This window comes from Luteolibacter pohnpeiensis (assembly GCF_016595435.1).
Lineage (GTDB): Bacteria > Verrucomicrobiota > Verrucomicrobiia > Verrucomicrobiales > Akkermansiaceae > Luteolibacter > Luteolibacter pohnpeiensis.
Genome location: NZ_JAENIJ010000009.1, coordinates 96600 through 121737 on the forward strand (window position 1 = coordinate 96600; position 25138 = coordinate 121737).

General features: G+C 54.4%; 29 protein-coding genes. 8 read left to right on the top strand and 21 right to left on the bottom strand.

What is annotated here, in order from left to right; genetic code table 11:
• Positions 1-2: 2 nt before the first annotated feature.
• The 3 genes from JIN85_RS07700 to rlmN all read right to left on the bottom strand — a co-directional run bounded on the left by JIN85_RS07700 (position 3) and on the right by rlmN (position 2437).
• On the bottom strand, positions 3-536 hold the full coding sequence (locus tag JIN85_RS07700; RefSeq protein WP_200269306.1) for a hypothetical protein: 534 nt from the start codon (positions 534-536) through the stop codon (positions 3-5).
• Between the two features lie 84 nt (positions 537-620).
• Positions 621-1349 (bottom strand): lysophospholipid acyltransferase family protein, encoded by a 729-nt coding sequence (locus JIN85_RS07705; protein ID WP_200269308.1) that lies wholly within the window; start codon positions 1347-1349, stop codon positions 621-623.
• Positions 1346-2437, bottom strand: a complete 1092-nt coding sequence (rlmN, locus tag JIN85_RS07710) for a dual-specificity RNA methyltransferase RlmN (RefSeq protein WP_200269310.1) — start codon at positions 2435-2437, stop codon at positions 1346-1348. Before rlmN ends, JIN85_RS07705 begins: the two co-directional genes overlap by 4 nt.
• A gap of 95 nt (positions 2438-2532) precedes the next feature.
• Between rlmN and JIN85_RS07715 the strand changes: the two genes are divergently transcribed.
• The 3 genes from JIN85_RS07715 to JIN85_RS07725 all read left to right on the top strand — a co-directional run bounded on the left by JIN85_RS07715 (position 2533) and on the right by JIN85_RS07725 (position 4528).
• Entirely contained in the window at positions 2533-2742 is a 210-nt protein-coding gene (locus JIN85_RS07715; RefSeq protein WP_200269312.1) for a DUF4339 domain-containing protein, read from the top strand.
• Between the two features lie 186 nt (positions 2743-2928).
• Positions 2929-3597, top strand: coding sequence for a hypothetical protein (locus JIN85_RS07720; protein ID WP_200269314.1), 669 nt, complete (start codon positions 2929-2931; stop codon positions 3595-3597).
• 100 nt (positions 3598-3697) lie between these two features.
• The gene (locus tag JIN85_RS07725; RefSeq protein ID WP_200269316.1) at positions 3698-4528 is read left to right on the top strand and encodes a hypothetical protein; all 831 of its coding nucleotides are present in this window, start codon (positions 3698-3700) and stop codon (positions 4526-4528) included.
• A gap of 3 nt (positions 4529-4531) precedes the next feature.
• Here JIN85_RS07725 and JIN85_RS07730 read toward each other — a convergent pair whose 3' ends face one another.
• Both JIN85_RS07730 and nth read right to left on the bottom strand, forming a co-directional pair.
• Positions 4532-5497, bottom strand: coding sequence for an SMP-30/gluconolactonase/LRE family protein (locus JIN85_RS07730; RefSeq protein ID WP_200269318.1), 966 nt, complete (start codon positions 5495-5497; stop codon positions 4532-4534).
• Positions 5498-5529: 32 nt separating this feature from the next.
• A complete protein-coding gene (nth, locus tag JIN85_RS07735) occupies positions 5530-6156 on the bottom strand; it encodes an endonuclease III (RefSeq protein WP_200269408.1) in 627 nt (208 codons plus the stop codon).
• A 77-nt stretch (positions 6157-6233) separates the two neighbouring features.
• Between nth and JIN85_RS07740 the strand changes: the two genes are divergently transcribed.
• Genes JIN85_RS07740 through JIN85_RS07750 form a run of 3 tightly spaced genes read left to right on the top strand, consistent with a single transcriptional unit; the run spans position 6234 to position 8847 of the window.
• Positions 6234-7016 (top strand): hypothetical protein, encoded by a 783-nt coding sequence (locus tag JIN85_RS07740; RefSeq protein ID WP_200269320.1) that lies wholly within the window; start codon positions 6234-6236, stop codon positions 7014-7016.
• A 47-nt stretch (positions 7017-7063) separates the two neighbouring features.
• The gene (locus tag JIN85_RS07745) at positions 7064-8314 is read left to right on the top strand and encodes an SGNH/GDSL hydrolase family protein (protein ID WP_200269322.1); all 1251 of its coding nucleotides are present in this window, start codon (positions 7064-7066) and stop codon (positions 8312-8314) included.
• A gap of 56 nt (positions 8315-8370) precedes the next feature.
• Positions 8371-8847: a tRNA (cytidine(34)-2'-O)-methyltransferase gene (locus tag JIN85_RS07750; protein WP_234047301.1), complete on the top strand. Its 477-nt coding sequence runs from the start codon at positions 8371-8373 to the stop codon at positions 8845-8847.
• On the opposite strand, the gene JIN85_RS07755 is transcribed toward JIN85_RS07750, so the two are convergent.
• Positions 8848-9618, bottom strand: a complete 771-nt coding sequence (locus tag JIN85_RS07755; protein WP_200269324.1) for an SDR family oxidoreductase — start codon at positions 9616-9618, stop codon at positions 8848-8850.
• A 33-nt stretch (positions 9619-9651) separates the two neighbouring features.
• A complete protein-coding gene (locus tag JIN85_RS07760; protein WP_200269325.1) occupies positions 9652-10503 on the bottom strand; it encodes an oxidoreductase in 852 nt (283 codons plus the stop codon).
• A gap of 55 nt (positions 10504-10558) precedes the next feature.
• Between JIN85_RS07760 and JIN85_RS07765 the strand changes: the two genes are divergently transcribed.
• On the top strand, positions 10559-11461 hold the full coding sequence (locus JIN85_RS07765) for a helix-turn-helix transcriptional regulator (RefSeq protein ID WP_200269327.1): 903 nt from the start codon (positions 10559-10561) through the stop codon (positions 11459-11461).
• A 54-nt stretch (positions 11462-11515) separates the two neighbouring features.
• Here the strand turns inward: JIN85_RS07765 and rseP are convergent, their stop codons facing one another.
• The 14 genes from rseP to JIN85_RS07835 form a co-directional block, all read right to left on the bottom strand.
• Positions 11516-12934, bottom strand: coding sequence for an RIP metalloprotease RseP (rseP, locus tag JIN85_RS07770; protein WP_200269329.1), 1419 nt, complete (start codon positions 12932-12934; stop codon positions 11516-11518).
• A gap of 85 nt (positions 12935-13019) precedes the next feature.
• Positions 13020-13562, bottom strand: coding sequence for a hypothetical protein (locus JIN85_RS07775; RefSeq protein WP_200269331.1), 543 nt, complete (start codon positions 13560-13562; stop codon positions 13020-13022).
• An 11-nt stretch (positions 13563-13573) separates the two neighbouring features.
• Entirely contained in the window at positions 13574-14578 is a 1005-nt protein-coding gene (gene floA, locus JIN85_RS07780; protein ID WP_200269333.1) for a flotillin-like protein FloA, read from the bottom strand.
• On the bottom strand, positions 14575-15054 hold the full coding sequence (locus JIN85_RS07785) for an NfeD family protein (protein ID WP_200269335.1): 480 nt from the start codon (positions 15052-15054) through the stop codon (positions 14575-14577). Before JIN85_RS07785 ends, floA begins: the two co-directional genes overlap by 4 nt.
• Positions 15051-16583 carry an NfeD family protein gene (locus tag JIN85_RS07790; protein ID WP_200269337.1) on the bottom strand — a complete coding sequence of 511 codons (1533 nt, stop codon included), beginning with the start codon at positions 16581-16583 and terminating at the stop codon, positions 15051-15053. The genes JIN85_RS07785 and JIN85_RS07790 overlap by 4 nt, the downstream gene beginning before the upstream one ends.
• Positions 16552-17595 (bottom strand): glycoside hydrolase family 5 protein, encoded by a 1044-nt coding sequence (locus JIN85_RS07795; protein WP_200269339.1) that lies wholly within the window; start codon positions 17593-17595, stop codon positions 16552-16554. The genes JIN85_RS07790 and JIN85_RS07795 overlap by 32 nt, the downstream gene beginning before the upstream one ends.
• Positions 17571-18338, bottom strand: a complete 768-nt coding sequence (locus JIN85_RS07800; protein WP_200269341.1) for a carboxylesterase family protein — start codon at positions 18336-18338, stop codon at positions 17571-17573. The genes JIN85_RS07795 and JIN85_RS07800 overlap by 25 nt, the downstream gene beginning before the upstream one ends.
• Positions 18338-19063 carry an SDR family NAD(P)-dependent oxidoreductase gene (locus tag JIN85_RS07805; protein WP_200269343.1) on the bottom strand — a complete coding sequence of 242 codons (726 nt, stop codon included), beginning with the start codon at positions 19061-19063 and terminating at the stop codon, positions 18338-18340. Before JIN85_RS07805 ends, JIN85_RS07800 begins: the two co-directional genes overlap by 1 nt.
• Positions 19064-19472: 409 nt before the next feature.
• Positions 19473-20765, bottom strand: a complete 1293-nt coding sequence (locus tag JIN85_RS07810; RefSeq protein WP_200269345.1) for a dihydrolipoamide acetyltransferase family protein — start codon at positions 20763-20765, stop codon at positions 19473-19475.
• 158 nt (positions 20766-20923) lie between these two features.
• Positions 20924-21310 carry a hypothetical protein gene (locus JIN85_RS07815; RefSeq protein ID WP_200269347.1) on the bottom strand — a complete coding sequence of 129 codons (387 nt, stop codon included), beginning with the start codon at positions 21308-21310 and terminating at the stop codon, positions 20924-20926.
• A 190-nt stretch (positions 21311-21500) separates the two neighbouring features.
• Positions 21501-21857, bottom strand: coding sequence for a hypothetical protein (locus tag JIN85_RS07820; RefSeq protein ID WP_200269349.1), 357 nt, complete (start codon positions 21855-21857; stop codon positions 21501-21503).
• A 42-nt stretch (positions 21858-21899) separates the two neighbouring features.
• The gene (locus JIN85_RS07825; RefSeq protein WP_200269350.1) at positions 21900-22886 is read right to left on the bottom strand and encodes an alpha-ketoacid dehydrogenase subunit beta; all 987 of its coding nucleotides are present in this window, start codon (positions 22884-22886) and stop codon (positions 21900-21902) included.
• Positions 22887-22942: 56 nt separating this feature from the next.
• Complete coding sequence (pdhA, locus tag JIN85_RS07830) at positions 22943-24019, bottom strand: pyruvate dehydrogenase (acetyl-transferring) E1 component subunit alpha (RefSeq protein ID WP_200269352.1); 1077 nt, start codon at positions 24017-24019, stop codon at positions 22943-22945.
• Between the two features lie 54 nt (positions 24020-24073).
• Positions 24074-24643, bottom strand: coding sequence for a DUF6580 family putative transport protein (locus JIN85_RS07835; protein ID WP_200269354.1), 570 nt, complete (start codon positions 24641-24643; stop codon positions 24074-24076).
• A gap of 101 nt (positions 24644-24744) precedes the next feature.
• Here JIN85_RS07835 and JIN85_RS07840 point away from each other — a divergent pair, with 101 nt between their 5' ends.
• Positions 24745-25137 carry a cytidine deaminase gene (locus JIN85_RS07840; protein ID WP_200269355.1) on the top strand — a complete coding sequence of 131 codons (393 nt, stop codon included), beginning with the start codon at positions 24745-24747 and terminating at the stop codon, positions 25135-25137.
• Position 25138: the final 1 nt, after the last annotated feature.

Below are 25138 nucleotides of genomic sequence, written 5' to 3' on the forward strand. Positions count from 1 at the left end.
TGCTATGGATTTCCGCCAATTTCGCTATCCAGGTGGTGGATTTGATCTTGTAAATCGTTGCTCAAATCAGCCACTTCTGTCTCCAGCTCGGCCTTCAGTTCATCCCGATTTTCCATTGCGCTTTTGACGCTTGGGTGAACCACTCCCAAGCCATCAGCCTCCAGCTCGGCGACTTTTCTTTTCGCCGCCAAGTAGTTGGAAAAGAGCGAGTGATCGGATGACTTGAGCCCTTCCGCGAATGACAACAATTCGTCTCCTTCGAGATGGTGTAACTTTTCCAACTGCTCCTTGAGCCGGATCGAGCGGCGCTGTTTCTCCGCTTTGAGCCCACCCGCCGCATGGCGATTGCTTTGAGGGATTTCTGTCGATTGTTCAGCCAATTCGTTGGAGTTGACTGATTTTTGCAGCCTGCCCTGTGGTTCTGCCGACACCTCCGACGTCCGGTTGGAAACCGAACGGTCATGCTGGGGCCAAAAGAAAAACAGAGCAGCACCAAGCACACACAAGCCGACGACAAGTTTCAGTGTTCTCGACATCGTCGCATACACTAGGTTTTACAGATCGAAACACAAGACCAAACGTTGATATAGAAACCTCACCAGTAAGTGGCGATTCTCGTGCTACGGCACGATGGATTCATCCAGTTTGAATGCTTCCCGCGCCTTGGCATACAGCCGCACGTATTCCGCCTCCAGCGCTGCCGCAAACTCTGCCCGACCTGCATGCGTCCGCGCTCCTGGCCCGGCGAACATGGGGGCTCCCACATAGACCCACAATCGACCGCGCTTTGCGGGTAACCACGGTCCGATGTTCACCAGCCGATGCGTCCCCAGCACAATCACCGGCACCACCGGTTTGCCGGACCAAGCAGCCAGGGTGCAGACGCCTTGCTTGACCCTCGCACCGCGCAGGACGGATTGCTCACCGCACATCAATTCACCCTCAGGGAAAATCCCCACGGCTTCGCCCCGCGCCAGACGGCGGAGGCCTTCACGGATCGTCGGAATCGCTGACCCTTGCCGATCGACCCGCAGCGCTCCGCCTAAATACAACACCGTCCGCATCGGCCAATAGCGGTAGAACTCGATCCGGGAAACCCAGCTGATCTTGCGTGAGGTGACCACACTCATCACCACAGGGTCCAGATGGCTGACATGGCTGACCGCGATCACCATGCCATCCTTTGCATTCAATGTTTCCAACCCTGCGCACTTCACCCGCATGGTGCAGGCAAAGATGCCCCGCCACAAACTACGACAAAAGGCGTAGAAGCTGGCTGGCTGCTTCGATCCCGCTTTAACCGGTACTCCGCCGGGATAGCGGATCGCCTCAATCCATTTGCCGATCATGGATTGTCCGCCACCCGCTTGCGTTTATCCGCCTTCAACTGGCCGCAACCCGCCGCCACATCGATTCCACGGCGCTGGCGGAAAGTGCAGGGAAATCCTGCATCTAACAAAATCCTCTGGAACTCGATTCCCGCCGAACGAGCCGCCGCCTGACCGGCGAAACCACCGGTTGGATTCAGCGGAATCAAATTCACGTGCGCGTCAATTCCATCTAACAGATCAACCAATTTCCGCGCAACTTCCGGTGAGTCGTTTTTTCCAGCAATCAGCGTCCAGCCAAAAAAGATCCGTTTCCCGGTAATTCGGCCATAATCCCGACAAGCGGAGATCAGCATTTCCAGCGACCAGCGCTTGCCTGCGGGAACCAATGCCGTGCGCTCTTCCTCGGTGGCACCATGCAAGCTCACCGCCAACCTGTAAGGTCGTTCCTCCTCCGCCATTTTCAGAATCGCAGGTACGACTCCCACCGTACTGATGGCGATTTTAGCCGGGCCGATGCTTGCACCCCGGACATCGGAAACAATGTCCATCGCCTTCATCACCGCGTCGTAGTTGTGCAGCGGTTCGCCCATGCCCATGAGAACCAGATTTCGCAACCGCTTGTCAGGCTCGGTTTGCTTGAGCACACGGCGCACATGCAGCACCTGGGCCACGATTTCACCCGGCCGCAAATGCCGGACAAATCCCATCTGGCCAGTGGCACAGAACACGCATCCCATCGCGCATCCCGCCTGGGTGCTGATGCATGCGGTCTGGCGGCCGTCATAGCCCATCAGAACGGTTTCAATGGTCTGGCCATCCGTCAGCCGCAGCAGGAACTTCTGCGTCAGCCCATCGCTGCTGCGGATTTCCTCGACCACTTCCGGAACATCGAGTGAGTAAGCCTTGCCATCGCCAACGTTCGACTCAACCCATCGCAGCAGGGGAGGGGATAAATCCGCGCGAGCTGCGAGATTCACTTCACCTTCGCGATGAATCGCCCGCCACAACGCCTTCGCGTGGTGTGCATTGACACCATCACTTTCCAGCAAAGCGCTGATTTCGGAAAAACCGAAATCATGCAGCGATCGCCGGACCGTGTAGCTCATGGCGCAATCCAACCGCTGCAACGCCAACGATCAAGCCCGATCTGCCATACCTCGACCTTGCCGAATTCTCAAGCAACTGATAGTTCACTGCTTCAATGATCCAATGGTACTACGCGAAAGGCGGCCAACAAATGGGCCCAGTGACATTTGAAGAGCTACAGGCGCTCGCAACAAGTGGTGGCCTGATGCCTGGCGATTTGGTCTGGAATCAATCCATGAAAGACTGGCTACCGGCTTCGTCGGTGTCTGGTATTTTCAATGGAACCAGTTCGTTCAGTCCCTATGCGACACCTCCAAGTTCCTGAACCGACCCTGAGCCACTTGTGCAAGGAGAGTCGTTATCTGAGATCGTCCCTGGAGGTGATCCAGTTCAAATCGGAAAGTGCATCTCCCGAGGTTTCACATTGACCAAGCGGAATGTCGTAATCGCGCTGCTCGCCGCAATCATTTATCTCGTAGTAACCCTGATCTGTAATTTCGGATTTAAAAAGATGGATGAAGCATTCGGTTGGGGAAAGAATGTCGAAGTTCCAACATTATTTAATTCAAGTTCCAGTAGCTTCCCATCATCGCCATCGCACCCAAGCTACCCGCGTCCTCCAATTCACACAAGGCAACCGAGTCTGCCTAATACCCTTTTATCACAATTCGTAAGCGCCTTTTTAGCGATAGGTCTAGTATCGCTGAGTTTGCCTATAGTATCCGGCAAAAAGAGTGGCTTAAAGTTCATATGTCCAAATGTTTCGCATTTCTTCAAGTCAATACTAGTTCTTTATCCATTTTATTTACTCGTAGATATAGCCTACTCATTAGTCAATCCTCTCATTTTAGTATTACCCATACTCATTATTACAATCACATTAATGGTTCGTTATGGGTATTTTATCCATGCGATTATCGATCGAGATATGAATCCATTGGAGGCACTAAAATACAGCGCAAAGATCACAACAAACAATCGACTAAACCTTTTCGTCTTGTGGATGGCGTCCATTGGCATCCTTATTCTTGGAGCAATCGCTTTATGTGTCGGCGTTCTGTTCGCAATTCCGATGCTTTTCATCATGTCATCGGTAGCCTATCGCTGGATGCAATACGGCCACCGCGCCGCGATGGACCACCCCGGCACGGAGATTCCGATGCTTTCTTCCATCGAGTGATTGCTCGCGTTCGATCGGATTACGCAATGCGCGAAATCATCGAGCGGACTGGCCTTACTCCAGCCAGTCCGCCATCCACCGGACTCTCAAAAATGGTCTCATGAGCGATTGGCATTCAGGCAACAATGGCTCCATGAAGAAGACTGCCTCCACCAATCCTTATGCGGCACCTGATAGCAGTTTCGCCGAGCCGGAACCCGCGCCGTTAGGTGAAGCGCTTCAAGAAATTCCACCTGGCAGCGATCCTCTCAACGTATGGCTTTGCGTGAAACGTGGGTTCAAATTGACGAAACGAAATTATCTAACACTGATTTTGACGATCTCGGTAATCTTTATCATTTATCTGGTTAGTCATCACTTTCTAAGAAACCATGGTTTACTTGGCACATTCGCAATTCAGCTGATCGTTCTTTATTTTACTCTATGTATCAAAAAGGTATGTCTAAATGCTGTCTCCGGGCGAGTGATTCGACTTCACCAGGTACTCAGCTTCGGTGTCCCACGATACCTGAAAATCTCACTCCTCATCGCGCCCGTTTTTGCGGTTTTTGATAGTTTAAAGTATTTGCCAGTTCCGATGATACTATATTGGATCATCCTGCTACTTATCTTAGGCTTTTATATTCCATACGGTTTCTTCACCTATGCGATCATCGATCGAAATATGGGAGTGCTAGAATCACTTCGATACAGTGCAAAAATCACCACCTTTAACCGGCCGAATGTCTTCATTCTATGGATGGCATCCGTTGCGGTGATTGCTGTAGGGATCATGGCCATTTATTTTGGCATTTTGTTCACTTATCCGGTTGCCATTCTTGCCAACGCCGCAGCCTACCGCTGGCTCCAATATGGCGATCGAGCGCTATTGGACCATCCCGGCACGAAGATTCCGATGCTTTCTTCCACTCAGGTCACGTCCAAATCTTAAGGATCACAAGCGCGGGAACCGCAGCAATCGATCGCCTGCCGTGATGAACACGGATTTGCCGTCTGCACCGCCAAACGCGATGTTGGCGGTCGGCCGATGAGCCCACACGCGACCTAGCAATTTTCCCTCAGCTGAAATGATCAGCAATCCGCCGGAACCGGTGGTCCAGACGTTTCCATCCGCATCCACCTTGAAACCATCCGCTCCGCCGCCTTTTTCGATTTTCGACATGTCGAAAAACACCCGGCGCTCGCCAACACCACCCTCTTCACGGATCGGATAAGCGTAAATTCGCGGGTCCGAACCATCCGAGCTGCCGACGAAAAGCGTCTTCCCATCCGAAGAAAGCGCGATCCCGTTGGGGCGATTGAACTCCTTGGATATCAAACTCACCGCTCCGTCGTCTGGATCGATCCGGAACACACCGCAAAAATCCAGTTCACGATGCGGGTCATCGGCTTGGCCCGGCAGACCATACACCGGATCGGTGAAGTAAATCGCGCCGCTGGGGTGCACCACCAAGTCATTCGGACTATTCAGACGCTTGCCCTCAAACCGATCCGCAAGGGTGATTTTCCCTCCGTTTGGGGTCAGGGCAGAAATTCTCCGATCGCCATGTTCCGCGCAAAGCAGCCTGCCTGCGGCATCAAAGGTCAGCCCGTTCGAACCCGGCTCGCGGCCGTAATCCGCGATACCCGTGTAGCCAGACGGTTTCATGAAATCGCGTAACCCAGTCTCTGGATTCCAGGCGTGGATCACATTGTTCGGGATGTCGGAAAACAGCAGCTCGCCTGATTTTTCATCCCAAACCGGGCCTTCCGCCCACTTGAATCCGGTTGCCAGGACCTCGATGGCCGCGTCCTTCGGCACCAATTGGTCGAGCGCGGGATCAATCCGCTCAATCGTCGGGTCCTCCTGAGCAGCTGCCATCATTGCGAGCGAAAAAAACCATGCTGAGATCCATTTCATCCCGTTTATAAGCACCTTGGACTCATGATTTATCAAGGCTTTACGAAAAGCTCACGACACAGCAGGCAGCTTTTTCCATCACAGCCGCGGGCTTTGCAGTGTTCGCGGCCGTAAAAAATGATCTGCAAGTGCAGCCGGTTCCAGGATTCGCGGGGAAACAGCTTTTTCAGATCGCGCTCGGTTTGTTCCACGTTTTTCCCGGTGGTCAATTTCCAACGGGTCGCCAACCGGTGGATGTGCGTATCGACGGGAAAGGCCGGCACTCCAAACGCCTGCGCCATCACCACCGAAGCGGTTTTGTGGCCGACGCCCGGCAGTTCTTCCAGTGCCGCAAAGTCCGCAGGAACCTCACCGCCGTATTTCTCCACCAGGATCTTCGACAGACCGGAAATCGCCGCCGCCTTGCGCGGGGACAGCCCGCAAGGCCGGATAATCGCCTGAATTTCAGCGACCGGGACCTTCATCATGTCGTGGGGGTTGTTTGCCAGGGCAAACAGGGCAGGGGTGATCTGGTTTACACGAATGTCGGTGCATTGGGCGGATAGCAAAACCGCGACCAGCAGTGTGTAGGCATCCGTATGGTCCAGCGGGATCGGCGTCTCCGGGTAAAGTTCGTTGAGACGCTGCAATAAATGCGCCGCGCGTTGCTGCTTGGTCATGGCCCATTGTCCGGGCCGGAAAAAAAGTTGCAAGCCAGGTGACTTGTCCGGGCAGTTCATTCGTCTAAGGTCGCGTCATGCGCCGGTATCGTTCCCTACTCCTCGCCTTGCTTCTCCTTTTCGGAGAACTGGGCTGGTTGTTCTGGACACCGATTTCAGGCTGGGTGCGGCATGCCGAGGAGAGTTTGCAAGGAATCCGCCTCACCAACACCCCCAAACTGGTGCCAAATCCGGAAGAATATGCGGTGTTGACCCGCGAAGTCGAACGCTGGCGGACCGATCTCGCCACCCGCTATGCAAACGCACCATCGCCGGAAGAGCGCGCGCAAGTTGTGTCCGATGCGAGGATGCTTCTGGAAAAAGCAATGCCCGCCATGATGCGTTGCTGGCTCGGAACGCCCTATGATTTCAATGGCACCGCGTCCGCACCAGGCTCGGACAAGATTGCTTGCGGCTACTTCGTCGCCACGGTGCTGAAAGACGCTGGATTCCGCGTCAATCGTTACCGTTTGGCGCAGCAGCCGTCTGAAAACATCCTGCGCACCTTTCTCTCCAAAGATTCCTGTCTGCTCAAGATCGGCGTCAGTTACGACCACTTCACTGACGACATCTCGTCCCTCGAACCGGGGATTTACGTGCTGGGTCTGGATACCCATGTGGGATTTCTTCTGATCGATCCAAGTGGCTTCCGCTTCATCCATTCCTCCGGGCGAAGACCTTGGTGCGTGGTTGAGCAAAGCCGCGACGAGGCCCTGGTGGTCAAGCTTTCCAACTGGCGCATGCTGGGAAATCTAACAGCGGATCCCGACCTGATCCGGCAGTGGCTGGAAGGCAATCCGATCGCAGTTCACGGCACCTGAAGGATTTAGCGAAGACTTGCGGAATTCCGAGCGTAAGAAGAATCCCCATGATGAGGCATTTATCACTCCGTATTGTTTCGCTGCTCGTGCTCGTGACTCCGCTTGCCCGGGCGGACTATGCGTTCCGCGACGGCGATCGGGTCGCATTTCTGGGCGACAGCATCACCGCTGCGCGCGGATACACCAAAATCATTGAGCATTACACGCTGATGCGGTTTCCCGATCGCAAAATCACCTTCGTGAATGCCGGTGTCGGCGGCGATACCGCATCGGGCTGCCTGAAACGGCTCGATCGTGATGTCTTCGATCGCGGTGCCACCGTGGTCACGGTCGCCTTCGGCATCAACGACATCGGCTGGGGAACCAAAGCCGACGATGAACACCGCAAGGCCTACCTCGACGGCATCCGCACCATCATCGCCCGTTGCAAGGAACATCACGTCCGCCCCATCATCTGCTCCGCCGCCATCACGGCGGAAGATCCGGACACCGCAGAGAAGGGCTACCTCCAAGGCATGATGGACGAAGGCCTCGAACTGGCGCGTTCACTGGGCGCGGAAACCGTGGATGTCCAACGCACGATGCGGGAAATCCAGCGCCGCGTCCTCAACACCAATGCCTCCAAGGCGAACGCAGAGGAGCACGATCACCTGCACATCAAGGACGGCATTCACCTGGCGGAACTGGGAGATCTGGCCATGGCCTACTCGATCATCAAGGGTCTCGGTGCGCCGGAGGAAGTTTCCACCGCCACCATTGATGCGGATACCGGCAAGATCGTCAGCAGTTCCGGTTGTAAAATCAGCGAAGTTGCCCACCAGCCCGGAGAATTGGAATTTACCCGGCTCGACGAAGGTCTGCCGGTTAACTTCGGGCCGCTTTCACAGCTGAAATACCAATGGGTGCCGATTCCCGATGGCATCAATGGCTATCGCTTGAAAATCGCAAACCTCGCCGCTGGAAAATACGAAATCAAAGCCGGAGGACGTCCGCTGGGGACCGCTTCCGCGCAGGATCTGGCGGCTGGCATCAATCTTTCCTCCATGACCGGCAACGGCTGGGAACCCGGCGGTCCATGGGACGTCCAATCGAATGTCGAAATGCAGCTGGTGGAAGCTCGCGACCGGCTGTTCATGGCGCAGCACACCGAGGAACAATATCCGATGGAACAACCGAATCTGTCCGAAGCAACCAAACATATTGGTGCGCTGGAAAAGCAACTCATCGAAAACCAACGTGAAGTTGCCAAACCCCGGCCCTATCACTTCGTGATCAGCAAAGTCGCTGACGATAGCTGAGATCGCTGCGACGAATTCGGCGGGCGGGCGAATTTCAGATTGGAATTGAGCCCGCCATGCCGAAGCTCGGCGGCATGTTCAACATCGTCCTGGTCGAGCCTGAAATCCCTCACAATGCCGGCGCCGCCGGGCGATTGGCTCTCGCGACCGACTCGACCCTGCACTTGGTGAAGCCGCTCGGGTTTTCCTTGGAAGACAAGCACGTCCGCCGCACCGGGCTGGATTACTGGCAGGACGTGAAGCTCAAGGTTTGGGAATCCTACGACGAATTCTGCGCCGCCAACGCGGATGGCAGAATGTGGTTCCTCAGCACCAAAGCCAAGCAATCGCCATGGACCGCCGAATTTCAACCCGGGGATTTCCTCGTCTTCGGCCGCGAAACCAAAGGCCTGCCGGAATCCGTCGTCTTCGCCGCTGGCGACCAAGCGCTCCGCATCCCCATGGCCCCGGGCGGGACACGCAGCCTCAATCTTTCCACTGCCGTAGCGATCGTCCTCTACGAAGCCGCCCGCCAGCAGGATCCGGGGTGGTGATCACAACGGGTGCCGGGCGTTCCACTCACGATCGTTTTGGGTGAGGCTGCGCTGAGGTGTCGGCACGATGTCGAGAGCCTTGATGCTGATTCGTTCCGGTTTTGAGATCGCCCAAACTACCGCATCAGCCACATCATCGGCAGAAAGTGGCGTCATGCCCTCGAAGACTTTCTCGAACTTGTCATCCTTCCGCCCCACGCGATCAAAATGGAAATTGGTGCGTACAAAGCCTGGCCGCACCGCCAATACCCGTATGTCGGTGCCAAGCATTTCATTGCGTAACGCATTGGAGAATCCCTCGAGAAATGCCTTCGAGGAATGGTAGCTCACTTCACCCATTCCCTTGATGGGAACTTCCAAACCCGTGACGGAGGAAACATTGACGATCGTTCCTTTTCCGTTCGGGATCCACATTGAACGCAGCACCGCGTGGGTCGCATTGACAACACCGAGGACGTTCACACCGATGACTTGATGAATGTCATCAATCGGCTGCTCCCAAAATGCATGGGGCGCGCCGAGAGCAATGCCTGCATTGTTGATGAGAACATCGGGAATCCAGCCGTTTGCACGCAGCTCTTCGACCACGTTGTGCGTTTCTTTCTTATCCGTGATGTCGCAGCGGACTTGTCTCACACCGACGTTTGGTTTTTTGGATCCGGAACGTGAAAGGCTGACCACATCTGCGCCTGCCTGGACAAGCTGGGTGGCAATTGCCAGACCGATTCCAGACGAACCTCCGGTGATGAGCACTTTGAGAGTTTTATCCATATTAATTTCGGTTTTTAGGTTGAGGCTCTCAACTCAAGCTTCGTCGTTCGGAAAATCCGCTCCGATTGATATTTCCTCCCACGCTTTAAAATCCCTGCGCAGGCTATCCAGTTTTTCGTGGGCCAATTGAACCGCGTCGTTTCCCAGCAACAGATGCAACGGGGAATCCTCAACCTCAACCGCACGAATGATTGCATCGGCGGCGCGAGCCGGATCGCCTGGTTGATTCCCGCTCGCCTGCCTCATCGTCCGGCGAAACTCCCCGACGGTTTCGGCGTAATCTTCAATTTCAATCGGACTTTCCTTTGCGGAGCGACCCGCCCAATCGGTGCGAAAACCACTGGGTTCTACCAGGGTCACTCGGATGCCAAGGGGCGCGACCTCCTTGGCCAAACCTTCGGACAAGCCCTCGACGGCGAATTTACTAGCATTGTAGTAAACGACACTCGGAAAAGTGGTCAGCCCGCCAATCGAGGAAATATTGACGATGTGGCCGGACCGCCGGGCACGCATGCCGGGCAGCACCGCATGGATCATTGCTGCGAGACCAAAGAAATTGATCTCAAACATGCGGCGGATTTCAGGTTCCTCGCTTTCCTCGACTCCGGCAAAATAGCCGATGCCCGCATTGTTGACGAGAACGTCAATTCCGCCGAAATGCTTTTCAGTTTTACGAACTGCTTCCGCGATTTGTTCGGAAAGGGTGACATCCAAGGTGAGCACCAGCGCGCGATCTTCATACCCTTGAGCGAGCGACTCGATTTGCTTTGGATCGCGAGCGGTGATAGCAACCTGATGACCTTCCGCTAAAACGGCCTTTGCCAATTCTCGTCCGAATCCCGTCGAGCAGCCAGTGATCAACCATGTTTTGTTTTTTGGTGACATGAACCCAGCTTAAGAAGCCCCAATCGCGGAACAATATGACGCATTATCCTAGGATATGAACTACCACCCTCAAGAACCAGTCGAGTCGATCAGCAGTGAACCGCATCGCGCCGAACTCGCCGAGTTTCTCCGCACGAGGCGGCAACGAGCCAACCCAGCCGATTTTGGATTCCAAATCGGAGCTCGCCGCCGGACCCCGGGATTGCGGCGGGAGGAGGTGGCCCAGCTCTCGTTTGTCAGTTTGGCGTGGTATACGTTTCTGGAGCAGGGAAGACCGGTTAGAGCCTCCGCAGATGTACTCGACCGGCTTTGCCGTGGACTCCGGCTTGATCGCGCAGAGCGTGAACATCTTTACCTCCTTGCACGGGGACACCCGCCCAACGATGTGAATGAGAATTCTTGGTCGGTTGACCCACAGCTGCAGCAAATATTGGATGCGATCTCGTTCCCCGCCTACGCGTCGCTCAACGATTGGACCATTGTTGCTGCAAACCGCGTCGCCAGGCTGGTTTTCTTTGATCAGTCAGTCGATCCAGACGGCCCGCTCAACACCCTCAAGCTCGTCTTTGCGGATCCTGTGCACCGCCGAATCATCGTAAATTGGGAGCAGCAGGCAAAAGATACGCTAGCCCTTTTCCGTGCAAGCACCGCCCAAAACATCGGCGAGGATTGGCACCGCAAACTGGTTGAAGAAGTCTCGGAAGTTAACGAGGAATTCCGAACCTGGTGGCCACAGCACGAGATTCGGGCTTCTCACGGCGGCCCAAAGGAATTCGATCACCCCACCGTCGGCAGAATGACGTTCGAGCCCAAAACGCTGCGCTACGAAGGCGACATTCCCGTGCGGATCATCATCAAGATTCCGAGCTGCGAGAAAACCGCTACAAAGCTGGATCAACTGCTTTCAGATCAAGCAGCTGATAACCGTTCCGCTCAATCCAAAATCAGTGGCACCTAAAGTCCTTAGAGGTGAATCAAGCCAGAATGGATCCCTGAAGAACCGCCAACTTACCTATTCAGGAAAAACAATCTTCTCCACGCCTGTGGGACCGTCGTTGCCGAAATTGTCGCCAATGTCTTTGCTTGTGACGTAGAGCATCAAGCTGATCAGGGCCAGCGCGCAACCTGTCTGGATGATTTCAAGGGGTTTCGCTTGGACCGGACGCCCGCAAATTTTTTCCAGTATGGCCAGGGTGATGTGGCCGCCGTCGAGGACGGGCAGGGGCAGCATGTTGAGAATGGCGAGGTTCACGTTGAACAACACCATGAAGGAAAGAATGCGCCGCCAGCCTTCATCGGTTTGCAGCAGGTGGTATTGAAGTGTCGCGATGCCGACCGGTCCGCTGAGATGCTGGACACCGATGCTGGATTTCCTTGAAGCCACGCTGGTGATGGTGGTCCACATCATTTTTACCGTGTCGGAGATCTGTGAAATCGGGCTGGGGTGAACGATGTCGAAGTTTACATCAGGAATTTCAGAGAAAAGGATCCCCAGCATTGGCCCCTTACCCTTTGGCTCCACAGGCACTTGTGGGGTAGCGGTCAACTGAACCTCCGCTTTATCGCGAAGCACCACAAATTCCATCGGATGGGCACCGATTTCGTTGATATAAGCGATCGCTGGCTGGCTTGATTTGAATTCGCGTCCGTTGATCGTGAGAAGCTTGTCGCCTGATTTGAATCCTGCTTTTTCACCCGGACTTCCGGGAGTGATCGACGCGACTTCGATGTGGTCAGCTTCCGGGCCAATGCCGACTTGCCGCAAACCAGCGCGTTGAAACCACTTGGTTGGTTCTGTCTCGAATCGGGAGGTAATTTTAAGTGGCTCCGGGTTTCCATCGCGCAAAACCGTGAACACGATTTCGTTACCTTCGCTCAGAACGATGTTTTCCTGAATGCTGTTGAGCGTTCCTTGGAATCCATCCACCGGAGTTCCGTTGATCGCGATGATTTTATCGCCCAGCTTGATCCCCGCTCGGGCGGCAGGACCTTTTTCCTCGAGCCGCCCAACAATCTGGCTCGGAACGACGTCCTTTGGCTTGCCGACTCCCCAGACGACACAAGCAGCCACAAAAGCCAGCATGATGGAAAACAATGGCCCAGCAAAGGCGACGATGATTTTATCCAGCGGGGAAATCGGTGGTAGCGGTTTCTCGCTGAGGTTGCCGCCCTCGATCGACTCCATCGGAGCCATCTGTGGCAAGGCAACAAAGCCACCCGCAGGAATCCAGCCGAGACCGTACTGAACGCCGTTGATGGTTTTTTTCCAGATCGGCTTACCGAACCAGATTTGAAAGCGGTCGATTTGAAGCCCCCTCCAACGTCCGGCGAGGAAATGGCCGAGTTCGTGAACGAAAATGATGATGTTGAAAAGCATCAGAACGACGCCAATCAACAGGATGGTGTAGAGAATGGATGTGAGAACGGCCATGAGCGGATGAGCGGCTAGCTCCGGAATCTAGCGATACAAGACTACCGGGCAAGTTCATTAAAAACGTCGGAATTCGGGGTGATGATTAACGCAGTCCAACGGGTGGGTCCAAAATTTCACGCATGATGATGGCGCGGCGTAGCTCGCTCTTGTTGCGCAGCCGTGAACGCACGGAGTCTTTCGCTGAAACCGTTGATGTAACCGCAACGGTTTTGGTTGTCCTGGCCATTGGCAAGCTGACAGGTTTTGACTTACGAATTTCCCGAAGCTTTGCCTGGAGCTGCTGCTGGCGCTCCAATTCCGTCCTATCCACTCCCATCTTGGAAGGTAATGGGGGTGGCTCCGGCATGCGCGTTTTCCCGCGAACCACGGTTTTGTTAGATGTCTTCAACGGTGGTGGAACATAGGGCAGCGGAGGTGGAGTGTCGGGAACCTCGTTTGCTGGCGGGAAACGATATTCGTACTCAGCGGACTCGCCTGCAGCTTCGCGCTCGCGACGGTTGATTTCTTCGATCTCCTCGTTTGCTTCCTGACTCTCTTTCAGTTCACGGTACTTGTTGAAAAGAAAGATCGTGCCACCGCCGATCAAGATCAGCAGCTGTGGGTGATCGAAGATAAAATCAAACATCAGCGTGAGGTTCAGTTCGATTGATCCGGCTTGGCGATGCTTTCGCGCATTTGCGTATCCGACTTCACGTTTTGCATGCGGTAATAGTCCATTACCCCCAGATTTCCGCTGCGGAATGCTTCTGCGAGAGCAAGTGGAACTTGAGCTTCGGCTTCAACGACCTTGGCTTTCATCTCTGCGACGCGGGCAACCATTTCCTGTTCGAGGGCGACAGCGGCAGCGCGGCGGATTTCCGCTTCAGCTTGGGCCATGTTCTTGTTGGCCTCAGCCTGTGCTTCCTGGAGCTGGGCGCCGACGTTTTCGCCGACATCGACGTCCGCAATGTCGATCGAGAGGATTTCGAAGGCGGTCCCAACGTCCAAACCGCGATGAAGCACGACTTTTGAAATCGAATCCGGAGATTCAAGAACGACTTTGTAGGTTTCGGCTGAGCCAATGGTGGTGACGATGCCCTCGCCGACGCGGGCGATGATCGTTTCTTCCTTCGCACCGCCGACAAAGCGGTCGAGGTTGGTGCGGACTGTCACGCGGGCGCGGACTTTCACTTGGATGCCGTCTTTGGAAACCCCGTCGATGGTGCTGCGGCCACTGGCTGGATTCGGGCAATCGATGACCTTCGGGTCAACGGAAGTGCGAACCGCTTCGACCACGCTTTTGCCGGAACCCTTGGTCGCGAGATCGATGGCGCAGGCGCGATTCCAATCGAGCGTGATGCCAGCCTTTTGCGCTGCGATCAGAGCCTGAATCGTTGGCAACACGTTACCGCCAGCGAGGAAATGCGCTTCAATGTCATCGATCGGGATATCGATGCCGGCTTTTTTCGCGGTGATGCGTGCATTGACCACCGGGCCGTACGGAACCTGACGCAAGCGCATGGCGATGAGATCGGTGAATCCGACGTAGGCACCCGCCAACCATGCGCGCAACCAAACGCTGAAGAACGAAATGATAATCCCGATCAGCAGGAGGGCGAGGATTCCAAGAACGACTAAAACGACGACAACAAAACCAGTCATGAGAGGATACTTTGTTTTTTAACGATCAGGCGGAAATTATCGGCGTCGATCACTTCGAGAGCCGATCCAACGGGGGCCTGTCCCGATTGGCAGAATGCTTCGTAGCGCTGGCCGTCAATGCGGACATAGCCACTGGGAGAAAGGAGTGTTAGAGCTTCGGCGGTTTTACCGATCAACTCGCGGGCTTCCGTGCCGAACGCAGCGCTGACACCGCGGACTTCACTCGAAAGGAATGCGCGGCGGCCAATCTTGGTTTTCGGCAAAACCCGGAACTCCAAGTAGAACGTGATCCCGGCTAACAGAATGGCCGTGAAGATTGCCACCAAACCGCCGAGTGCGCCAAAGGTCGAGAAAGCGACACCGCAACCGATCAGCATCAGCAGAGCTCCAATCGCTCCTAAAATGCCACCCGGAATGATCACTTCGACCACCAAAGCAACAATTCCTAACAAAAACAGGATTGAGACCATCATCATGACATCACCTCCACTACCAGGCTGAACTCGCCTTGTTTCTTAATGATCACCGGAGTGCCGACATCGGCATAACCAAAAGCGAGTTTTGCTTCATATCGCTGGCCTTCGACTTCCACCTGACCACTCGGAAAAAGAGAAGTCACCGCCACACCAGCTTTGCCGACAAGAGGATGCTCAACATCGACCGGGTGGATGTAATGCACCGGTTCGCCCTTCACGGCCGCCTGCAAAACCATCCCGCCCCATGGTCCTTGATGCGGCAGAAACTTCAGCATCAACAGGAAAATCACCACGGCAAGAAGCACGCCGGTAGCGACGTTGATCAGCGGCCAGAGGAACGTTTCCGGTGCAAGCGCGATCAGTTGTTGCGGCCAGATGTCGGTCATCGACCAGATCAACGAACCAAGCATCAAGGCCACACCGAGTATCGCACAGACTGCGGTCCCCGGCAGGAAAAACAGTTCCACCAGCAAAAGGATCACCCCGATGGCAAAGAACAGGGCAGGTTCATGACCCGAAAGACCGGCGTTAAATTGAGCGAAGAAAAACACGCCGATCAGAACCGAACCTGAGATTCCAAAAATGCCGAAACCAGGGGTTTTGAACTCGATGAACAGCAGCAAGAGACCCAGCCCTAACAACACCGGGGTGATCTTTTGTAAAAAGCTCGCGAGTTCTTTAGACCAGGTGATTTCCAGTTGCGTCGAGGTCCAGTTCCCGTGTCCGAATTTCTGATCGAGCAGTTCGGCCAAATTGTTGGAAATCCCGGCACCTAACAACGTTTCCGGAGGATTTCCGTAGGTTTTCATCGCCTCCGTAGCTGTTAGAGAAAGCAGGCTGCCCTTCTCCTTGATGACCTCGTCATCGATTTTGAGCTCCTTGTCTTTGTCGATCATCGCCGCCAGCACCTCGCCGCGATAGCCTCGACCTTCGGTAACCGCGCGAACTTTTGCATTGATGAAGCTAACGACCTTCAGCCGCATGGTTTCCCCCAAATCCTGGCCACCGGATAGTACGGGAGCAGCTGCGCCGATCACGGCGTCAGGCGCGAAATGAATTTCATCGGTTCCTGCGCAAATCAACGCGCCAGCCGAGCCGGCTTCGTTATCAACGTAGGAAATTGTCAGGCCCGGATATTTATCCAAAGCTTTGAGAATTTCAAAAGTGACATCACCTGCACCGCCGGGTGTGTTGATATCCAGAACGACGGTTTTGATTCCTTGATCGATTGCATCCTTCAGTCCGCTGCGGACGATGTAGAGCGTCGGCCAGTTGATTTCTCCATGGACGGGAATCACCATCACTTTGGCTTTTCCCGATTCGGTATGAGGCACGGTAGTTGGTTCTGCCCGTCCTGGGAGGGCGAGAAGCGAGAAAATCAGAGCTAGCAGAAATGTGAAATGGGCTTTCACCGGACACAAGCTGACGCATTCAGGCAGCACCCGCAAGTTTTCACGCACCGATTGGAAACAGCGCTGGATTTTGGACCGCCTAAACTCAGTGAGTTCCTTCAGAAACCGGCGCAACATGCTTCAACAATGGCGCCATCTGAGCACGATCCTGCCCATCTTTGGCGGGGCGAAGCAGCATGAAATAATCATCGCCCCACCAAGGTCCCGCAGCCCACCAGGTCCAGCCTAGCCAGACGTCGGCGTGATCATCGAGAAACCCGAGCTGGTCATCAATGGCGGCTAATGAAACGGGATCGTTTGCACCGCCAAACTCACCGAGAAAGCCCTTTTTTCCGTGCTCATGGAGCCATTTCGTGACGCCTTTCAATTTTTCGGAGCCAATGGTGGCACTTACGGGCTTTGGCGAGGAACCTGAGAAGTTCGAATCGAGATATTGATGGATCTCGAACGCGAAATGATCCGCAGGATCGACGATTTCCAGCATCACTTTGGCGTTCGGCGTGCCATACCAGTCGGAATTCCAGCTATGACCGCCGGAAAAACCATTGCCGCAGACCAGAATCAGATTTTTCGCGCCGGTTTTTCGTATCGCCTGGATTCCGGCATTGGCGGCGTCTCGCCATTGCTCGGTGGGTAAGCCATGCGGCTCGTTCATGAGGCCGAAAAAGACATGCGGGTCGTTGCCAAATTCGGTTGCCAATCGCTGCCATAAATCGGCAAACGCCGTGAACGGAACTTCGGTGGAACCGATGAAGCTTCCGCGATATTTGGCGTAATTATGGACGTCCAAAATCGCGTAACCACCTTTTGCGGTGATTCCCTCGATCAGAGACCGCAGCCGTTTGATTTCCGCAGGATCAAGATCTTTCTCAAGCTCTGGTTGCAGCCGTTCCCAGAGAAAAGGAACACGCAGGGTGTTCATCCCTTTCTCGAGGAAATAGGAGGCATCTTTGAGACTCGGATAAATGTAATCCTTGCCGTAAATACCGGGGCGTTTGCTGCCAAATTCGGCACCGGAAAGGGAAACCCCGGTGTAAGGAAGCGGCGGTGCTCCCAAGGCAGGGAGGATAGCCGCCAGCCAAACAAGAAATCCGAAGGATCGGCTTATTTTTTTTGTTCGAACAGCCATTTGGTGACTTCCGGATTATCGTAAGTCTGAGTCCAGGAATCGTGCCCAACCCCGGGATAGTAAGTGACTTTTGGTTTTCCGCCTGCCTTTTCAAGCGCAGCAACCATTTGACGTGTGAGATCGACGCTTACCGTAGGATCCGCTTCGCCATGGAAGGTCCAAATCGGGACATTCTTGAATTTTTTTGCGATATCTGGGTTGCCGCCACCACAAATTGGAACTGCTGCAGCGATGTGCTTTCCTTCGCGACCCAAGAGTCCCCAAGTGCCGAATCCACCCATGGAAATGCCTGTGACGTAGATCCTGTCTGGATCCACCGGGTACTGCTTCTCGAATTTTTCGACCAATGCCCAAGCGGCATCCAGTCGTTTGTAGAGTCCGTCTTCCTCGGCAAGTTTCTTTGTCTCAGAGTTGTAGGGTGCCCAATATCCTTGTTTCGGGCATTGAGGAGCGATCAAATAGCATGGCTCGTTGATTTTCGCAGCTTCACGAAGAATCGCCATCACGCCGTGTTTGAGCTGAGCCTGGTTATCGTCGCCTTTTTCGCCCGCACCGTGGAGAAACAGAACCAATGGATACAATTTGCCGGGAGCGAGTGATTCTGGCTCATGCCAGCGATAAGGCACCGTGGCATCATTCGGTGCTTTCCAGACTTCCGCTTTCAATTCCTCTGCTTTGACCTGTGAAATCATGGTGGTGATCAGAAGTAAACCTATCGTGCGCATCCCATGAGGTTGAGCCATCAAAGGCGGCTGTCGAGTTGGAAAATCTGCCCGGACGTGTGAGGGAGGTTTTCATGCAAAAACCGAATAAATCCCGCAACTGCCTCGCAATCGTTGAAAGCGCCCAGCTGATGCTCCGCAAGAACTTGCTCCCGACGGCTGGGAGAAACGCTTGCCGTCATCGGTGTTTCCAGAAATCCGGGCAAAATCGAGTTCACACGGATGCCTTTGGCACCAAATTCCGCCGCAAGGTCCTTCGTCGCACCCAGCAAGGCTGCTTTCGCCGTTGCGTACGCTACCTGGCCGATGGGCGGGTGAATCGCCGAATACGATGAGATGAAGACCACCTGACCCTGAATCTCGTTCTGCAGCATTCCAGCGATGGCAGCGCGTGCGCAGGCCAAGGAAGCGCTCAGGTTGATCCGAAGTGTCTCGTCCCATGATTTCTCCCTCAAACGCGCCAGCGGGGCATCTGAGGTAATTCCTGCCGCACATACCAGCAAATCAACCCGCCGATGCAGGAACCAAGGCTGGATGGATTCGAGATGGTGAAGATCGAGATCCTTTCGGCCAAAAGCCGTGACCTGCCAATCTGACCCCGGATTAGACAACGCGCGTTCAATGGCCTGCCCAAGACCTCCCGTTCCTCCACTGATCACAGCGTGTTTCACCGAGCCATTGTGGGTTGCGTCATCCGATTGAACAAGCTCGGTGGAAGAACCTGTGAGAACGCTGTGAATAACCACGGGAATAGTGGGGAAATGACTCTCTGCCCTGGATCGATATTGGGTTCTCACGAGAACATTTCGGATTTACCCCAAGTTATTCTTCACGTGGAACCCTGATGGTATCGCTGAGGAACAGGCTTTTTTTGAAGTTATCCACATGGAGAAGAAGATGATCTTATGGTGTCAAAAAATGAAGAATTCATCAGAGAGCCGATTCACAAGTGGATGCCAATACCTAACAGACGTTCGTTTGCTCTGACCTTGCACGGACTTTCGATCGGGCCGGAGCTGGGTGCGCAAGTGGGGCCTGATCGTAAAAAAGCCCCGCTCTTTCGCGTGGAAAGGCGGGGCTTGAATTGAGGGGTTGCTGGAGCTCTTCTCGGATGCTTCAGGGAAGGTCAGAGGGTCCAGAGAAGGCCAGGGGGCCTTACAGGAGCATCAGGGCAGGTTGCTCGATCAGCTTCTTCACTTCGGACAGGAACTGAGCGGCTACAGCACCGTCTACCACGCGGTGGTCAGCAGACAGGCCGAGATTGATGCGCAAACCAGGAACGACTTGGCCGTTTTTGACGACAGGCTTCTCGACGGCTGCTCCCACAGAAAGGATGGCTGCTTGCGGTGGGTTTACGATCGCATCGAAGCTTTCGATACCCCAGGCACCAAGGTTGGAGACCGTGATGGTTCCACCGTCGAACTCGTTTGGTTTCAACTTCTTGTCCTTGGCGCGAGCAGCGAAATCTTTAACCGCTTTGGAAATGGCCAGCAGGGATTGGCTTTCTGCTTCCTTGATGACAGGGGTGACCAAGCCGTCTTCGACAGCGATGGCGACCGAAAGACCGACATGCTTGAAGCGGACGATGTGATCGCCAGCGAAAGAAGCGTTGATGTCTGGGACAACTTGAGCCGCAGTGATGACTGCTTTCAGGATGAAATCGTTGACGGAGTATTTGTTGCCGTGAGTTTTTTCAGCCTGCTCATTCACTTGCTTGCGGAGCGCCATCAACGGCGCTGCATCAGCTTCTAGGTGCAGGTAGAAGTGAGGGATGGTGACTTTGGAGGTCAGCAAACGTGAGGCGATCACTTTCCGCATGGAAGAAAGCTCGATCCGCTCGTCGCCTTCTTTAGCGGTAGGAAGAATGGCTTGGGCTGGTGCGGCTGCAGGCGCGGTGGCCTTGTTTTTGGCCGCTGCTGCGAGTCCTGCGGCTGCAGACGCGTCCGATGAGGTTTTGCCGGCAGGTGCGGATTCGACGTCGGCTTTGACGATGCGTCCGCCTGGGCCGGTACCTTTGACATTGGAAAGATCAACTTTGAGGTCGGCAGCAATCTTGCGTGCGAGTGGGGATGCTTTGACGCGTGAACCGTCCGCGCTGGTCACAGAGGCTGCAGCTTGTGGAGCGGTTGCCGGGCTTGCAGCTGCTTCAGCAGTAGCAGGCGCTGCGGGTGCTGCTGCGGATTTCTCTTCAGCAGGGGCATCGGAACTGCCGTCGCCATCGAGAACGGCGAGAACACTACCGATCGGCGCCTTTTCGCCTTCCTGAATCATAATGGAGGTGATGGTTCCTTCATCGAAGGCTTCCATTTCCATGGTGGCCTTGTCGGTCTCCACCTCGGCAAGGATGTCTCCTATTTCGATGCTATCGCCGACTTTTTTGTGCCATTTGATAAGGGTCCCCTCGGTCATGGTGTCCGAGAGCTTGGGCATTTCGATGTTCACTGGCATGGGATCAATAGGAGTAACTGGGCTGAGAATGGGAGAATGTCGGGGGTTTTCCAGACTTTTTCCGAATGGATTTCAAGACATGAAAACGCGCGGTGACCGGAATGGCCGCCGCGCGTGGTAAGAAAACTCAATTAGAGAGGTTTAAATGAGCGGAGGAATCAAGGAGCAAGGGTCTTCATCGTCGGCACCAAACCGATGAATGGGCTGCCGGTTGCTGGTTGAGCGGTCACCATGTTGAGGAATTCCTCAGAGGTCGTGCCGCAGCATCCTGTGGTTGGGCAGTAGAAGTGAGTGCAAGGTCCGCATTTCACTCTCACCTTTTTTGTCACGGTCTTGTAACGTGGAACTTTCTTCTCGACGGTTTGCACCATGCCATCCTTTGGATCGCCAACCGCAACTTGTTCTGTAACGGTGTCGTAGCCGCAGAGTTTAACTTGCTTGGTTTCAGTCACATAGCTAGCCTTGTGAAGGCTGAACATGGAGCAGCAGGAAGAGAAACCGAGGGAAACCGCGATCAGCGTGGTGAGATAAAACAGGTTTTTCATGGGGTGTTTTGTTTGGAGTAGGGAGGGTTATGGAGGCAGATAAACATCATTTAGAACATGCAGCAGCAAGAAGAAAGTGCGAGTGCGACTGCGGACAATGATAGGAGGATGGCAATGTTTTTCATACTATCCGCCAAGATAAGGGCGTTCTTCCCGATGGCAACGAAAAAGACGGAGTTGATGCTCCGATCTAACCGTTTTTGACCGCCGTGACGATGCCGTTCTCGACCGTGAAATTCAGTCGATCGGGGATAAAATCCTGCGTCACCATTTTCTCTTCGCCATCGATGCTGATCACTCGATGGCGCAGACCTGCTTGATCTGCGATTTTCTCGGCTTCTTCTAAGCGAAGGCCCACATAACTTTCTGGCCCGCTCCTGGGCGCGTCAGCTCCGGTGTCCGAAGGAGCTGGTTTCAGATCCGACCCTTGAGATTCGTCCACTGGAACCGGGGTCGGAGCTGAAGTTGAATCTTTGGGATCGCACGCATTGAGGCATAAGCTGCCAGTCAATGCGGCGAAGGTGATTCGATACCGATGGGTTTTCATGGGATTTTAAAATGCATTCACGAAAACCATCGGCCGAAGAGATCAAGCAATGCTCAGAACCTTCTCGACAATCCGTTTAGGATTCGGAAGTTGCTCGTTTTCAACGTGTTTTGAGTAAATCGCAGGTGCGTCGATGGTGGTCACGCGCTTGATAGGAGCATCCAAATAGTCGAAGGCGTTTTCTTGGATGATGTGAGACACCATGGCCGAAACGCCACCGAAGCCCTTGGACTCGTCGATGAGAACCACGCGATTGGTCTTCATCACGGATTTCAAGATGGCATCTTGGTCGAGAGGGCGGATCGAGCGCAGATCAAGCACGTCAGCATCGATTCCGTGTTCGGCTTTCAGAGTTTCTGCAGCTTCCAAGGCGTGGATGACCGAGCGTCCGTGGGCGATGAGTGAGATGTCAGAACCTTCGCGTTTCAGATCGGCCAACCCGAGTGGAATGACGAAATCACCATCTGCTGGATCAGGAACTTCACCTGTGGTTCCGTAGAGGAGGGTGTTTTCCATGAAATAGACCGGGTCATTGTCGCGGATCGCAGCTTTGATCAGGCCTTTGGCATCAGCCGGAGTGGCGGGAGCGCAAACTTTGAGACCCGGGAAAGAAGCGAAAAGTCCTTCAGGGATGTGAGAGTGCGTTGCGCCTACGTTGGTGCCACCGTTTGCTGGGCCGCGGACGACGATCGGGCAATGGCAAAGACCGCCGGACATGTAGCGGACGCATGCAGCATTGTTGACGAGTTGGTCGAAAGCTACCGAGTGGAAGGACCAGAACATCAGCTCCATGACAGGGCGAACGCCAAGCATGGATGCGCCGATGCCCATCCCGATGAAACCAGCTTCGGAGATCGGAGTGTCGACCACGCGCTTGTCGCCCCATTTTTTCCAGAGTCCTTCGGTTACCTTGTAGGCACCGTTGTATTGGGCGACTTCTTCGCCCATGAGGATGACGTTTGGATCGCGGGCAAGTTCTTCATCAAGACCTTCGCGGAGGGCTTCACGGTAGGAGAGAGTGCGGGACATGGAAGGTAATTCTAGGTCGGTGGGAGAGTTGGAATTTAGGAATTCAAAGGGTCGGTTCAGTCATTGAAGAAATGACGACCAATTTTGGAGGCTTCGGTTTGGTTATCCGTTTCCCAGTAAACATCGGTGCTGATGTCCGCGATGGTTGGGGCAGGGGATTCTTCAGCAAACTTTACCGAGGCGGCAGCTTCATCAGCGGCAGCTTTGTTGATTTGATCCGCGTCTTCCTCAGTGAATACGCCTTCTGCGATCAGCTTGCGACGGAACAAGATGATCGGATCGTGGTTCTGTTTGTAGTTCTCGATTTCCTCAGGAGTCCGGTATTTTTTCGCGTTAGCGTCGGCAACGCTGTGTCCGTAGTAACGGTAGGTATCGATCTCAAGGAGAGTTGGTTTCGATTCCTTCTTCGCGCGCTCCATGGCGATGTGTGTTTTCGCGCGAACTTCGTAAACGTCCGAGCCATTGATGACGTCCCATTCCATCCCGTATGCTTCAGCGCGTTGAGCGAGGCAGCCGGTGTAGGCGGAAGAGCGTTTTTGGGAGGTTCCCATCGAGTAACCGTTGTTTTCGATCACGTAAATGACGGGGATGTTGAACAGTGAGGCAAGGTTCAGAGATTCGTGGAAAGCACCCTGGTTCACAGCGCCGTCGCCCAGATAGCAGAGGCAGCAGCCTTCCTTCTCTTGGAACTTCACCCCATACGCGAGTCCGAGACCCAATGGAGTTTGTCCGCCGACGATGCCGTGACCACCCCAGTAGTTTTTGTCCGGTGCGAAGTAATGCATCGAACCACCTTTGCCTTTGGAGCAACCGGTTTGTTTGCCGAAGAGTTCAGCCATGCACTCGTTCATCCCCATTCCGACAGCGAGAGCGTGACCGTGGTCGCGGTAAGCGGTGATGAAGTGATCGTTTTCTCCACCCAGGGAAATGGTGGCTACAGCTACGGATTCCTGACCGATGTAGAGGTGCAGGAAACCACCCATCTTGCCTGCATTGTAGTATTTCAACGCAGCTTGCTCGAAGCGGCGAATGCGGACCATTTGAGTGTAGAGTTCGATTTTCCGTTCCTTGCTAAGGGATTGGTTGATCGCGGCGGTAGAGAAATCGAGTTGGTTCGAAGTAGCGCTGGACATGGACTGGCGGTTGAAAAGAGGGACTTAGTGAAGGAAAGAGAAGCGTGGCAAGCCTTATCTGGCAGGGCTTGGAAGTGGTTCCGGAGAAGGTTTGAGCAAGCTGGATCGAGCGGCAAGAAACAAACCGCTGAAGGCGAGATTCGCCACTAAAAGATTACGCAGGAACATCCAGGTAGGGCCGTAACCGGGAGGTGATGTCCACTGCGACTGCAGCAGGCCATCCCAGTTTTTGACATAAAGCGGATCAAAAGCAAACGAGACGAGGCCAGTCAAAACATGAAAGGCAACGGCGCATACAGCGGCTGAACCAAGTGTGGCTAGAGTCGATGGATGGCGACGGTTCCAAGTGGATACACCCAGAACGATCAGGATGCCAAGAACGAGACTGATGTTGTGGAGGCCGAAGGGGGAGTATCCTTGAACCAAGCTTGTGACCGGATCGGTGATGATCCAAACGACGAGAGGCAACAGCCATTTTTGGACGCCATGGAGAAAAACCAGGCTGCACAAGAGTAGGGCAGGCAGTGGCTGCAAATTGGGAAGCGCTTCAGGAAAGCAGCTTCCCAGGGTTCGAAACCCAATGAGTAAAGCGACGATGAGAGTAGCGGGCAACCAACGGTGCATGCGCAGAGCGTGGGTGATTTTCGGCCTGCGGGCGAGGGGAAAATTTCGCCTGTTGCCTAAGCTGGATTGACTTCTATCCGTAGCAATGATGGTAGTTTGACATGGATTGGACCGAGTTAGCTCACCATGCTTGGGAGGCAAGAAATCATGCCTACGCCCCCTATTCGCAATTTAAAGTCGGGGCTGCGTTGCAGACGAAAAGCGGTGCAATCTTCGTCGGGTGCAACGTGGAGAATCTTTCGTTCGGACTGACCAATTGCGCCGAGCGTGTCGCGATTGGAAATGCCATTGCCTCTGGCCAGCGCGAGTTCGAACAAATCGTGGTTGTCGCGGACACCGAAAAGCCGATCTCACCATGTGGCGCATGTCGCCAAGTTTTGGCTGAGTTTGGGGTGCAACGAATCGTTCTCATCGGAAAGCATGGCAGCGAGGAGTTCACTCTTGAGCAACTCCTACCTCGTGCGAGCACCGGTATTTTGGACCGTGAGTCGTAAG